Raw genomic sequence first — 12281 nt, 5'->3', positions numbered from 1 at the left:
TGATCGATTCAAATATGGAGTTGTTATGGCTTAACTATAAAAGATCGATCTATTCATGTCAATATAGTTAACATAAAAAAGTATTTGAAATTTAAAGTTAATTATGTTTACATGAGTTTATTGGAATATCGAATGGACGACGAAGTTTTACGAGTATATCTTCTTAGTTTAAAGGCTTTTAGATAACGTTAGCATGCTGGATACGATAAATACTGTAGAAAAGGTGCCATGTATAGTGTTTCACCCTTTTTTATTGCAACATGATGAGGCATGAAAAGATCATTCTAATGTTAAAAATAAGACGCATAATCGTCACTACTTCATTTTTGTTAGGTAATATAACATGTTTATCGCTTTCATGTGTTAATATCTTAAATGTTATGGACTCTGACTATACGTAATAGGGAGGGATTGATCCATCATGCGATCTTTATTGGTCATCCGTGTACAACCAACGATAGCTGCCTCATCCGATGCAATCCCTCTGACACCGGAGAGGCTGCTGGGAGCAAACGGGTACCATGTACAGGTGGCGGGCAATGAAGCGGAAGCGGTGAAGCTGGCTCGTGCGGCCGAAGCGTCCATTTTGCATCTGTCACTGGCTGATGTGGAGTACTGGGTGAACTGCCTGGGAAAGGGAAAGTCGGATTCGGCGCTGCTTTGGTGGTGCGCGCCAGATACAGCCACTTCCTCCGCAGAATCCTGCGAGGTCGAAACCTCATTTGATGGGATACTTACTCCATCCATGACCGGACCCGAGATTCACTGGACTCTTCACTTTGCAGCACGGCGCTACATGGAACGCAAACAGTGGGAGCAGGAACGAAAGCAGCTGCAATCCAGGCTGGAGGATCGGAAGTGGATTGATATGGCGAAGGCTATCCTTAGTGATTTGAAGCAGATCTCGGAGGCCGAAGCCTATGACCTGTTACGCAAGAAAGCGATGGATGAACGCAAACGGATGGTCGATGTAGCCACAGCGATTGTGAAGGCCCATCAACTGCTCCAGTCTTAATTGGAAGGAGGATTCTCCATGGATATGTCTCAGATACTCCGAGAGGTCGGACGTGGGAAACGAGGCTCGCGTGATCTGAATTATACAGAGGCACTGACCGTAGCAGAGAAAATCCTGAAACAGGAGGTTTCCCCTGCCCAGACGGCTGCGTTTCTTATGGCTGAACGTATGAAAATGGAAAACGTCGAGGAACTGGAAGCTTTTGTTCATTCTTGTCGTAACAGTGCGGAACGTTTCTCCATATTTCAGGATGGATTGGACTGTGCGGGTCCTTATGATGGACGGACAAAGTCGTTCATGGCCACGTTTCCGGTTGCGTTTGTACTCGCGGCGGCCGGGTTGCCGGTGACTTTGCACGGGAGTGATCCTTTACCGCCCAAGTGGGGCGTCACGCTGTCGGTACTTTTGAAGGAAGTGGGCATTGATACACACAAGATGGATCGGGAAGATGCCCGGAGCGCTGCATTGCGTTCGGGTGTCATGTACGTGTCCTCCGAGGATTGGTGCGCACCTCTTCGTAAGCTTCGTCCGTTACGGGAAGAGTTGGGTTTTCGAACGGTGTTTAACACAGCAGAGAAACTGATTGATTATAACCATTCACCGTATTTGGTGTTTGGTGTGTTTCATAATACCTTTCTGGATCGAATTGCGAAGTTGCTCACCCGGTTTAACTATCGTCGTGCTTATGTTGTACAGGGGATGGAAGGTTCTGAGGATCTGTATATTGATCGGCCAACCCGCGTATACGCCGTGGAAGACGGCGATATGAAGCTGGAATTGATTGATCCTGCGGCTTATGAGCTGGATATGCCTGTGCCGGAACTGGTCTGGACGGCTGCCAAGCAGCTTGAAGTGGCGGAAAGTGTGTTAAGTGGGGATGGTCATATTGCTTTTGTGAATCAGGTCTTGTTAAATGGAGGGTTCCGCTTGTACGCAACGGGGCGTGTTAATTCCATCGAAGAGGGCATATACACTTGTCAGGGATTGCTGGAGAGTGGTGCAGCGTATCGCATCTATCAGCAGTGGTGTGTCTCCATGGGTGGCGAACTGCCGGATAGTAGAGCGGTGTCCATCTATCCGGCATCGTCCAGATAATGTAATGCTGGTGTTCAATCTTGTTATTGTTTAGCGTGTTTTTATTCCCAAGGATAAGTAACGGTCAGGAAGTCAGCGAATTTCTTGCTCTCTTCCCGCCGCCTTTTCCGCATGGCCGCCCGATCCGGAGCGGTCTCGTATAATTTCTTCTCTTCTTCCGTCTCCGGAATAATGCGAGGTACGATCAGTTTGCGATTATTTTCGTCCAGGGCCACAAAGGTCAGAAATGCAGTCGCCGCAATTTTCTTTTCTCCGGTCTTCAGATCCTCTCGAATCACCTTCACAAAAATCTCCATGGAACTGCGTCCTGTCCAGGACGCGAATGATTCCAGCGTAACCGAATCCGTTGGGTTAATCGGGTACAGGAAATCGACCGAGTCAGTTGAAGCCGTTACGGTATTGACCCGGCATAGCTTGGAAGCGGCGATGGATGCAATATCATCGATGTAGGACATCAGCTTGCCGCCGAATAGCGTATTATGATTGTTGACATCGGTTGGGAACACCCGTGCCGTCTTGAAACAACGTGTTTCGCGTACATATTTTTTCTCCACCTGATCCATCTCCGTTGGTTTCGGTATCTCTCTCATGCTTTTTCCTCCTTACAGTATGGCGCTGTGACATTTCTTTTCAGGTGTTGAAGGGTATATTTCTGATCTATTATCCCTAGTATAGGTGTCGGTCTGATACATATTCAAATGAAGTTGGACTGCAAAAAAACCGCCAGGCGCGGACCGGCGCGCTGGCGGTTTACTGCTGTATATTAAGCCTTGGGCTTGAAGATGCCGGACGGTTTGCCGATCGGCAAGAACGCATACCCGAAGTGAGCGTTCAGTACCGAAGCACCTGTACCATACAGGGACACAATTCCGATCGCCAGTTCAGCGTATGCTGCAATGGTGTGGAAAATGTGAGGAGCTACGCCGAAAGCGTCAAAGGTCAAGCCAAGGAACAGGAAGTCAATCAGAATGAAGATGATAAGCAATACTTTATTCGCTTCAATCGCACCGATCGTCATGAACAGGGTGAATACGAGGTATCCGGCAAAAGCAAATCCGAGCTGCTTGCCATCGGCCTGTTCAGCGAGAGTGGAACCAAATACGCCCATTTTGATCATCCAGTTGGCCGCCATGGCAAACCAGAAGAATGCGTACGCGCCAAAAGCCGTTGTGCCAAAGGTATTGTTGCGTTTGGAATCTTGAATACATGCGAATAGCTGGGCAAAGGCACCCAGGAAGATCGCCCAAGGAATAGCGTAGCTAAGTCCTTCTGTAATGCCAAGCTTTTGGGAAGAAGCGACCAGGGTTACGATAGCCAACCCAAATAATCCCATTGCGCTGGGATCGGCGTTAACAATTTTGACTTTAGTCTGTGAATCGGTCTGCATGGTGATGATAAGCCTCCAATAATATCAAATCAGGATCAATGGCCGTCGTTGGCCGTCCTCTAAATTACATCATTTGTATCCGCCGGGTCCGGACACACACATCGCCCTATTGTACCTGAATGACCCCGTTATGGAAAGGGATTTTATTACCTTTTGAACCAATGTACTTTTTGTTTTTTCAATATACACATTTACGACACAATCCATTCTGGCGGTGAATGGTGAGGCCAGACGCTAGAATCCAACCCACGATAATACCACTAAAATTGCGTCATATCAGCCATTTTCGGATAAGCTCTTGTGTGATAAAATAATCTTTATCAAAATTTGGAGAAGAATACAAAACATCCTTGTCTCCTATGCCATATGTTAATCCAACTATAGATTGACAGGAAAAACTAAAATGGTTCACAGAATAAGGAGGTATCAGGGGTCATGGTTATGAGTTTGGATTTGAAAAATAAAATAGAGAAGGCCAGACATAACCTTCATATGCTGGTAGAGCATAACAAGGGTGGTCTTGGGCATCCCGATGTGATTCGGCAGTCTATGGCATTGGACGAATTGATTAATGAGTATAACCGAATTAGCCGAAACCATTCACGGGCCTGAACCCAAAGCGATTTTAATTTTATACACGGAACAAATCATATAGATTGTAACGCTTGATCGTACAAACGGGCATGAATATAGCCGGTATGGACAGCCTCAGTTGAAGAGGCGGTTTCCTACCGGCGTAATATTCATGCCCGTTTGTTTTTGCATCGTATCCATCATGCATCTATTTAATGCAGCAATCGTTTGGCTTCCAAATATAGGACTTGTACGAATTTTTTTGTATTAATGCGTGTCTGGGACAAGGAAGGCTCCACATTGTTTTGCAGCTCCAGCATTTTCTTGCGAATTTCAGTGAAATCGAAAAATTTGGATGCATAGTTCTCGAATTTGGGATGTGTATAGTCTGTTAATCCCAGAGAAACCACATGGCTCAGAGTCTGGAAGATGGCCCTGCGAACACGTTGTTCCGATGCCTTGATCTCCTTGTTCACCTCTGCGAGAGAGGCGTCTTCTCCCAGTTTACGTATCGCTACATTCTGGAAGATGTCTTTGAGGGATGGGAACGTATAGGGGGACAGCTTATGCTCATCTGTCTCTACCTGCTCCAGATATTCCAGCATGTCCAGCAGATCCCTGCTGCCTGCTTCGCCGATCATGCCCATCTCGGACAGCAGGAAATGTCCTGCAGTCGTGATTGTTTTGTCCGGAACAGGAGCCGCAGCACGTTCGATAGAATTCAAACCGGACAATCCCTGCAATGTCCGCTGAATATCTGCGATGGATTGCTGCATCCGAAGCCTTTCGTTCACCAGCCGCAGAACAGATAGAATCTCTAACCGGTTAATCGGCTTCGTAATATAATATTCAATGCCTAGTGAATAGGCTTCTCCGATCATATTTTTCGACTCGATCTGGGAGATCATGACGATCTTGCCCTCGAACCTTCCTTCAAGCGCCCGCACAGTCTGGATCCCGTCTCGTTGTGGCATCAGCAGATCAATCAGCAGGATATCCACCTTATGCATTTCCAACACTTCCGCGTGAATATGTGCTCCGTCCTCAGCTTCCCCGGCAATATCGCCAAGGCCTTCATCCTCAATAATATCCATCAACATGGAACGAACGCCAGGATCATCATCCACGATAAAATAACGCATGTCAGTCATTCCCTTTCTCTGCGAATGGTGTGATTGATAAATCTATGGTAAAGGTGGTTAACTCCGCCATGAACTCTCGTTCCAGTGTAATCGTTCCTTTCCTTCTTGCATAGAACCTGATATGTCAGGTTAAATGACAATGATTGGGCGACAAAGCCCAATTTTAAAATAAATGTAGGAATTGCATGTAGGTATTTGTCGATTTCCGTAGATGCCCTTGTAGTATAAGTAACATCCTGAAGTCTGGGGCTAGTGTTGTGCAGAATGGTACAAACTTTTCACGTGACCATCTCTGTGTTTGAAATACACCATAAAAGGGGCATACCGATGGAGCAAACAATACAAGATATTGTCGTCATTTTCAATGATTTTCTATGGTCCAAAGTGTTAATTATACTATTGGTAGTATGTGGTATATACTTCACCACCAAGACCCGATTCATGCAATTCCGCATGATTGGAGACATGGTGAAGGTGCTTCTAGAGCCGAAAAGCAAGGTGCCGGGCAAAATTTCACCTTTTCAGGCATTCTGTATTAGTATGGCGGCCCGTGTAGGTACGGGGAATATTACCGGTATTGCACTGGCTATCGCACTGGGTGGACCTGGGGCCATATTCTGGATGTGGATCATTGCAATTATCGGGTCAGCCTCCAGTTTTGTCGAGAGTACGTTGGCTCAGATCTATAAAGTGAAGGATAAGGGCGGATTCCGCGGGGGTCCGGCATATTATATGGAACGTGGGTTGGGCAAACGCTGGATGGGGATTTTATTTGCCATTCTCATTACGCTTTCATTCGGTTTGGTCTTTAATGCGGTGCAGTCTAACACGATTACCGTTGCATTTGAGAACTCATTTGGCACGGATCGGTTAACGGTGGGTATCATTATGGCTGTGATATTTGCAGGAATTATCATGGGCGGTGTCAAGCGGATTGCAAAAGCATCGGAATACATCGTTGTTGTACTGGCCGTATTGTACATTGGGGTGGCGGCTTTTGTGGTGCTGGTGAACATAACTCAGCTTCCGGCCATGATTGCGTTGATTGTCAAAAATGCCTTCGGCATCGAACAGGTTGCTGGCGGAACGTTGGGTGCTGCACTGATGAACGGTGTGAAACGCGGATTGTTCTCCAATGAGGCAGGAATGGGTAGCGCGCCAAATGCTGCTGCAACGGCGGATACAACACATCCGGTGAAACAGGGACTTATTCAGGCGTTTGGCGTGCTGACAGATACGTTAGTGATATGTACAAGTACAGCCATGATTATTTTGCTATCCGGGGTATACAAAGGTTCCGATCTGGGTGGCATTGAATTAACTCAGGCTGCTTTAAGTGTACATATTGGTTCATGGGCATCGGGATTCCTGGCGGTTATGGTGTTCCTGTTTGCCTTCAGTACACTAATCGGAAATTATTACTATGGAGAAACCAACATTGAGTTTATCAAATCCAACAAAGTTTGGATGTGGGTATACCGCATTTGCGTTATCGCGATGGTGGTGTTTGGTGCGGTAGCCAAAGTGCAGCTGGTATGGGATTTGGCTGATCTGTTCATGGGGCTCATGGTGGTGGTGAACCTGATTGCAATTCTGATGCTGTCCAAGGTGACTTTCGAAGCGTTGAAGGACTACAAGAAACAAAAGGCTGAAGGACGTGATCCTGTCTTTACGCGGGACCGGATTCATATTCCGGGTGAAGTGGAATGCTGGCAGTCGGAAGAAGAAGTTATTGGAGATAAATCAAAACATGTAGCCAATTAAGATTTTATCTGAAGTAGTTGGTTATATAAAATGGGCACAACAAACAACAGGACTTGGATTATCCATCATGGGCAACCCGAGTCCTGTTTGTTGCATGTAAGATGTATCTTTGCACTAGCCAAAGTTCATCAAAAGATATGTTTTGATTAATTTTTAACGGAATAGCTGATCAGTTGTTCGGACAGAACTTTCATTCGCTCCCCTGTTTCATTAAGCTGCTCAATCACATCCGTAAAGGAGGATACAAGCGTTGCTTGTTCCTGTGAAGAGGCTGCAATCTGGGAGACTTCAACTTCCATCTGTTTGATGACCTGTTGTACATCTCTCAGACTGGTATCGATATCACTTGTAGCTTGTTTGGCATCCACAGAGAGTTTGCGTACTTCCGAAGCAACCACACCGAAACCAGCACCAGCTTCACCAACACGAGCGGCTTCAATAGCGGCATTCAGGCCAAGCAAGTTGGTTTGCTCAGAGATTTCACGAATGAACCCGGCTACTTTGTTGATTTGGGAAGAGTTCTGAACAGCAAGTCTTGTGTTCTGCAAGATCTGCTCACTGGTTGCTTGCAATTCTTCGGCATGAGCAGCGACATGCTGCACCATATCAACGAGGTTACCATTGATGGTTTGATTTTCTTGTATAATATCCTCAAGTTGGTTCTGGTTAGATTGGTCGTAAGATACACAGAAAACAGCAACAACTTTCTGGTGATCATCAAAGATCGGAATGTTCAAAATATCCAGTTCGATACCATAAACGTCCTTGGAGAGAGTAGCGAGGGTAGCTTCTCTTCCGTTTTTTAAGATGGAAAAGTTTTGATACGACTCCAAGAGTGGCATTCCTTTTTCAAAACCAAGGTCAAACTTGTCAGTGGTAATAACCTCTAACACCTTTTCGTGATCATATACAGTTAAACTAGCTGGTTCTCTAAGGATCAGGCTGATATAAGGCATTACTTTAAGCAGGGCATCTACAACGTTCATGGAAGAAGGACCATCCTTTCAATATTTGAATGTATTATTTTTAACGATCTATGGAATGCTCTATCTTTCATCGGACGGAAATGGATTTTCGTGAACGGCATTTTGCATGAAAGAATGAACATTTTATGATTAAATTTTAAAATATTTCCCATTTGAAATGATTTACTGGATATAAGTGTTAGCTGTAACTATTTTTATATCAAGATATTTGTACGAATGTACATCAATTATGGGACATATGTCCTTTTGCATGCGTTATATTCGACAACGGAGGGGAAGTCGGAATGAAAGAAATTATGGACTTTGGACTTGTGCGGCAACTCGGCCGTGAGAATGGGTTGGATCAGGTGCTGGACGAGCCTGCACTCGCTGAGTTGCGACTACTTGAGGCTGCAAAGGGCGAGATGATATGTGCGAAAGGTGAAAGACCCGAGCGATTGTATTTTCTCGTGCAGGGCAAGCTCAAGATCTATACCACCCTGCCTAACGGCAAGTCTCTGTTGCTTCGTTTCAGTACACCACTTGCGCTTGTGGGAGATTTGGAACTGGTAAATGGCAAGGAGGCTATGAATACGGTAGAGTCTGTGAGCAAAAGTTTGCTGCTGGGTATCAGCTATCGCGCTCTCCAGAGTACGTATGCAGAGAACCCCAAGTTTCTCCACTTTATGCTGAGTCAAGTTACGCATAAATTGTATACCTTTTCCAACCTGTCGAGTCTGAATATGTTATATCCGGTCGAAAGCCGATTTGCCAGCTATTTGTTGTCCACAATGGGCCAGGACGAGTCTTCTTCGGAAGAGATCCAGACCTCCAAGCTCACCGAACTGGCCGATATGCTGGGCACTAGCTATAGACATCTTAATAGAGTCGTTCAAGATCTGTGTAATCGAGATATTATTCGCAAAGTGCAGCGAAAGCTAGTGATCTGTGATCTGGAACAGTTGCGTGTCATCGCAGGAGGCAATATATATGAGTGATGGCATTTTAAAATAAAGACCAAGCCTGCATATCTATGCGACATGACGCGACACAATAAAATACAATATGGCACAACAAAGAGCACCCTCCCGAATATACCGAGGGGTGCTCTTTTTGCTCTGCACTTCAAGTGGATTAGATATCTCCGCGTTGTTCGAACAATTGAGCGATCTCTACAATGACACAGGTTGCCTTCACCATATTGTCTACCGATACATATTCGAATTTGCCGTGGTAGTTCTCACCACCAGTGAAGATATTTGGTGTTGGCATACCCATATAGGATAGCTGGGAACCGTCTGTTCCTCCCCGGATGGGGCGAATAACAGGTTCGATGTCCAGTCGGGTCATGGCTTCATGGGCAATGTCGACGATCTGGCGTACGGGTTCAATTTTCTCGCGCATGTTATAGTACTGGTCATTCAATTCAATTGTGATGCTTTTCTCCCCATACTTGGTCTTCAGTTCGTTTGCAATATTCAATAGATTTGTTTTGCGCTCTTCAAACTTCGCCCGGTCGAAATCACGGATGATGTAACTCATCTTTGTCAGCTCAACATCACCCTCCAGAGACAACAGATGATAGAAACCATCATAACCGTCCGTGAATTCAGGAGCTTCCTCCACAGGCAGGCGTCGATTCAATTCCATCGCAATTTTCAGAGAGTTCACCATCTTATCCTTCGCAGTTCCGGGATGCACATTGGTACCTCGTACGGTAATTTTGGCGGCAGCTGCGTTAAAGCTCTCGTATTCCAGCTCGCCAAGCGGCCCGCCGTCGACCGTGTACGCATATTTGGCTCCAAAAGCAGCTACATCGAACTTGTGCGGTCCACGGCCAATCTCTTCATCGGGGGTAAAAGCAACCCGAATCTTACCGTGTTTCACTTCCGGGTGTTCAATCAGATAGGCCATCGCGGTCATAATCTCGGCTATGCCTGCTTTATTATCTGCACCAAGCAATGTTGTACCATCGGTTGTGATCAGGGTGTGGCCTTTATACTCGTGCAGCTCCGGGAAATCCTTGTTGGACAGTACGACATCCAGTTCCGAGTTCAGCACAATGTCAGCACCATCATAGTTATCGATAACCTGTGGTTTGACATTTTTGCCAGTAAAGTCGGTCGCTGTATCGAGGTGAGCCAGGAAACCAATTACAGGAACATCCTTGTCGGTATTGGATGGCAATGTAGCCATGACATAACCGTTCTCATCCATCGTCACATCTTGCAGACCAATGGAAGTACACTCTTCAACGAGCAGTTTGCCCAAGGCCAGTTGGCCGGGTGTGGAAGGGCATGTCTCGCTATTTTCATCGGATTGGGTATCCATCTGAACATAAGTACTCAGTCTTTGAATTAATATATCTTTCATCTATTATCGCTCCCTAGCTTGAGTAGTATATAAGTTGAGCTACTTGTTTTACACTGATCCACTCCGATGACAGAATAACCTTCTGATCGCTGTTATCCCAGATTTTTTGATCCACTTTTACAAAGGTGAAAATCTGAGGATAGCGTATGCTTTCGATGCAGCTTTCTTTCAGAAAACTTTTGGCGAAGTGTATGCTTTCGAAGTAGCTTTCTTGCAGAAAGCTTTTAGCTCCGCTTCTACAGGTTATTTCTGCCCTCTTCGTTATCGTGTAACCGTTAGTCACAACTTATGTAAATTGGGTATAGTAATTATTGTGGTTCTCTACGGTTATCATATCATGTTTTGCAGTCATTTCCAGAATGGGGCAGATCCGAAATATGAGGATGACTAGGTATCAAAAAGGGTACTAGGTCACAAAAATGTACGTACTTGTATTTCTATAACTGAGGTTCATAATAAATGATGAAGAAAGGATGTGTTCAAGACATGCCATTTATCACGGTTAAGGTACTGGAAGGCAAGTCGGTTGAGCAGAAACGTCAGTTGATTGAACGTATGACTCAGGTGGCTTGTGAGACACTGGATGTTGATCCGAGCAAAGTCTTTATCTTCATTGAGGATTTGGAAAAGGACAATTACGGCAAGAACGGAAAACTGTTTTCGGACTTAGACAAATAAGTAAGGGTTCATATATATCATGATCATGGAACAGGAGATGTAACATCAATGACTGAACAATTATTTTCCCCTTATCAATTCAAGAGCCTGCAATTAAATAACCGTGTCGTCATGGCACCAATGTGCCAATATTCTGTCACTGCGAAGGACGGCATTCCGAACGATTGGCATCAGGTTCACTATGTGAGCCGTGCGGTTGGAGGAACAGGACTGATTGTAATTGAGATGACCGATGTAGATCCGGATGGACGTATTACCGATAATGACTTGGGTATATGGTCAGATGAGCATGTGCCTGCCTTCACCAAACTTGTAGATGGAATCCATGCCTACGGCTCCAAAGTAGGTATTCAGATCGCACATGCAGGACGAAAAGCAGAGGATGCACCGCAGCCGGTTGCCCCATCGGTAGTTACATTCCCGGGAGAAAAGTACAAGGAGCCTCGTGCGTTAAGTACGGAAGAGGTAGAAGCCATGGTGCAGAAGTTCGCAGACGGTGTTCGCCGCGCAGTACAGGCTGGAGTAGATACCATTGAGCTGCACGGTGCACATGGATACCTGATCCACCAGTTCCATTCCCCGCTGATGAACCATCGTGAGGATGTATATGGGCAGGATCTGTCCCGTTTTGGCGTAGAAGTCATTCGTGCAGTGAAAAAAGAAATGCCAGCAGATATGCCATTGATTTTGCGGATTTCGGCCGTAGAATATGCAGATGGTGGATACGATATCGACCACACCATCACTATCGCTCGTGCCTACCAAGATGCAGGCGTGGACATGTTCCATATCAGTTCAGGCGGCGAAGGACCTTCCGGTCAGCGGAAACCAGGGAACTATCCAGGGTATCAGGTACCATTTGCCCGTCGTTTCCGTGAAGAACTGAACGTTCCTGTAATCGCAGTGGGTATGCTGGAGGATGCAGCATTGGCTCAGGCGGTTATTGGCAACGGCGATGCGGATCTGGTTGCGGTTGGCAGAGGCATGTTGCGTGACCCGTACTGGGCGAACCATGCCGCTCTGGAACTGGGCGTCAGCAAGGATCAAGCTGCCATTGCAGAGCAATATTCTCGTGGATACTAATTTGATCTAAATTATACTTACACTTGCCACTCCGATGACAGAATAACCTTCCGATCTGAGGATAAAGGCGAAGTGTATGCTTTCGATGTAGCTTTCTTGCAGAAAGCTTGTAGCTTCGCTTCTTCAAGTTATTTCTGTCCTCTTCGTTTTCGTGTAAATGTTAGTGCAAATTTTATATAATAAAAAAAGGCCACAGCATGGTTAAA

Annotated in this window: 12 protein-coding genes; 7 read left to right on the top strand and 5 right to left on the bottom strand. The window is 45.8% G+C overall.

Annotated features, from left to right (window positions below):
- The first annotated feature begins 421 nt into the window (after positions 1 to 421).
- Positions 422 to 1015, top strand: coding sequence for an ANTAR domain-containing response regulator (locus AC6CIF_RS23715; protein ID WP_498201745.1), 594 nt, complete (start codon positions 422 to 424; stop codon positions 1013 to 1015).
- 18 nt (positions 1016 to 1033) lie between these two features.
- Positions 1034 to 2110 carry an anthranilate phosphoribosyltransferase gene (locus AC6CIF_RS23710; RefSeq protein ID WP_498201744.1) on the top strand — a complete coding sequence of 359 codons (1077 nt, stop codon included), beginning with the start codon at positions 1034 to 1036 and terminating at the stop codon, positions 2108 to 2110.
- A 41-nt stretch (positions 2111 to 2151) separates the two neighbouring features.
- Here AC6CIF_RS23710 and AC6CIF_RS23705 read toward each other — a convergent pair whose 3' ends face one another.
- Positions 2152 to 2664, bottom strand: coding sequence for an acyl-CoA thioesterase (locus tag AC6CIF_RS23705; protein WP_124116913.1), 513 nt, complete (start codon positions 2662 to 2664; stop codon positions 2152 to 2154).
- Positions 2665 to 2873: 209 nt separating this feature from the next.
- Positions 2874 to 3497 carry an acetate uptake transporter gene (locus AC6CIF_RS23700; RefSeq protein ID WP_036671640.1) on the bottom strand — a complete coding sequence of 208 codons (624 nt, stop codon included), beginning with the start codon at positions 3495 to 3497 and terminating at the stop codon, positions 2874 to 2876.
- Positions 3498 to 3932: 435 nt separating this feature from the next.
- Between AC6CIF_RS23700 and AC6CIF_RS23695 the strand changes: the two genes are divergently transcribed.
- Complete coding sequence (locus AC6CIF_RS23695) at positions 3933 to 4109, top strand: aspartyl-phosphate phosphatase Spo0E family protein (RefSeq protein ID WP_017691636.1); 177 nt, start codon at positions 3933 to 3935, stop codon at positions 4107 to 4109.
- A 173-nt stretch (positions 4110 to 4282) separates the two neighbouring features.
- Here the strand turns inward: AC6CIF_RS23695 and AC6CIF_RS23690 are convergent, their stop codons facing one another.
- Positions 4283 to 5212, bottom strand: coding sequence for a response regulator (locus tag AC6CIF_RS23690; protein WP_076213946.1), 930 nt, complete (start codon positions 5210 to 5212; stop codon positions 4283 to 4285).
- 327 nt (positions 5213 to 5539) lie between these two features.
- Here AC6CIF_RS23690 and AC6CIF_RS23685 point away from each other — a divergent pair, with 327 nt between their 5' ends.
- Complete coding sequence (locus tag AC6CIF_RS23685; RefSeq protein WP_498201743.1) at positions 5540 to 6976, top strand: alanine/glycine:cation symporter family protein; 1437 nt, start codon at positions 5540 to 5542, stop codon at positions 6974 to 6976.
- Positions 6977 to 7122: 146 nt separating this feature from the next.
- Here AC6CIF_RS23685 and AC6CIF_RS23680 read toward each other — a convergent pair whose 3' ends face one another.
- Positions 7123 to 7581, bottom strand: a complete 459-nt coding sequence (locus AC6CIF_RS23680) for a methyl-accepting chemotaxis protein (RefSeq protein WP_260632679.1) — start codon at positions 7579 to 7581, stop codon at positions 7123 to 7125.
- A 665-nt stretch (positions 7582 to 8246) separates the two neighbouring features.
- Here AC6CIF_RS23680 and AC6CIF_RS23675 point away from each other — a divergent pair.
- The gene (locus AC6CIF_RS23675) at positions 8247 to 8939 is read left to right on the top strand and encodes a Crp/Fnr family transcriptional regulator (protein ID WP_498201742.1); all 693 of its coding nucleotides are present in this window, start codon (positions 8247 to 8249) and stop codon (positions 8937 to 8939) included.
- Positions 8940 to 9075: 136 nt separating this feature from the next.
- On the opposite strand, the gene pepT is transcribed toward AC6CIF_RS23675, so the two are convergent.
- Positions 9076 to 10314 (bottom strand): peptidase T, encoded by a 1239-nt coding sequence (gene pepT / locus AC6CIF_RS23670; RefSeq protein ID WP_498201741.1) that lies wholly within the window; start codon positions 10312 to 10314, stop codon positions 9076 to 9078.
- Positions 10315 to 10800: 486 nt separating this feature from the next.
- Between pepT and AC6CIF_RS23665 the strand changes: the two genes are divergently transcribed.
- Both AC6CIF_RS23665 and AC6CIF_RS23660 read left to right on the top strand, forming a co-directional pair.
- The gene (locus AC6CIF_RS23665) at positions 10801 to 10992 is read left to right on the top strand and encodes a tautomerase family protein (RefSeq protein WP_017691642.1); all 192 of its coding nucleotides are present in this window, start codon (positions 10801 to 10803) and stop codon (positions 10990 to 10992) included.
- 48 nt (positions 10993 to 11040) lie between these two features.
- Positions 11041 to 12075 (top strand): NADH:flavin oxidoreductase/NADH oxidase, encoded by a 1035-nt coding sequence (locus AC6CIF_RS23660; protein ID WP_100528202.1) that lies wholly within the window; start codon positions 11041 to 11043, stop codon positions 12073 to 12075.
- The last annotated feature ends 206 nt before the right edge of the window (positions 12076 to 12281 follow it).

The sequence above is a fragment of the Paenibacillus sp. GQ49 genome (assembly GCF_059759055.1).
Note: the sequence above shows the minus strand (reverse complement) of the source record. Positions and strands in the feature narration are given on the sequence as shown.

Coding starts and splice junctions, on each gene's coding strand:
- AC6CIF_RS23690 (WP_076213946.1), bottom strand. CDS start 5,212: ATGCGTTATTTTATCGTGGATGATGATCCTGGCGTTCGTTCCATGTTG.
- AC6CIF_RS23660 (WP_100528202.1), top strand. CDS start 11,041: ATGACTGAACAATTATTTTCCCCTTATCAATTCAAGAGCCTGCAATTA.
- AC6CIF_RS23715 (WP_498201745.1), top strand. CDS start 422: ATGCGATCTTTATTGGTCATCCGTGTACAACCAACGATAGCTGCCTCA.
- AC6CIF_RS23685 (WP_498201743.1), top strand. CDS start 5,540: ATGGAGCAAACAATACAAGATATTGTCGTCATTTTCAATGATTTTCTA.
- AC6CIF_RS23700 (WP_036671640.1), bottom strand. CDS start 3,497: ATGCAGACCGATTCACAGACTAAAGTCAAAATTGTTAACGCCGATCCC.
- AC6CIF_RS23665 (WP_017691642.1), top strand. CDS start 10,801: ATGCCATTTATCACGGTTAAGGTACTGGAAGGCAAGTCGGTTGAGCAG.
- AC6CIF_RS23680 (WP_260632679.1), bottom strand. CDS start 7,581: ATGGTGCAGCATGTCGCTGCTCATGCCGAAGAATTGCAAGCAACCAGT.
- AC6CIF_RS23675 (WP_498201742.1), top strand. CDS start 8,247: ATGAAAGAAATTATGGACTTTGGACTTGTGCGGCAACTCGGCCGTGAG.
- AC6CIF_RS23695 (WP_017691636.1), top strand. CDS start 3,933: ATGGTTATGAGTTTGGATTTGAAAAATAAAATAGAGAAGGCCAGACAT.
- AC6CIF_RS23710 (WP_498201744.1), top strand. CDS start 1,034: ATGGATATGTCTCAGATACTCCGAGAGGTCGGACGTGGGAAACGAGGC.
- pepT (WP_498201741.1), bottom strand. CDS start 10,314: ATGAAAGATATATTAATTCAAAGACTGAGTACTTATGTTCAGATGGAT.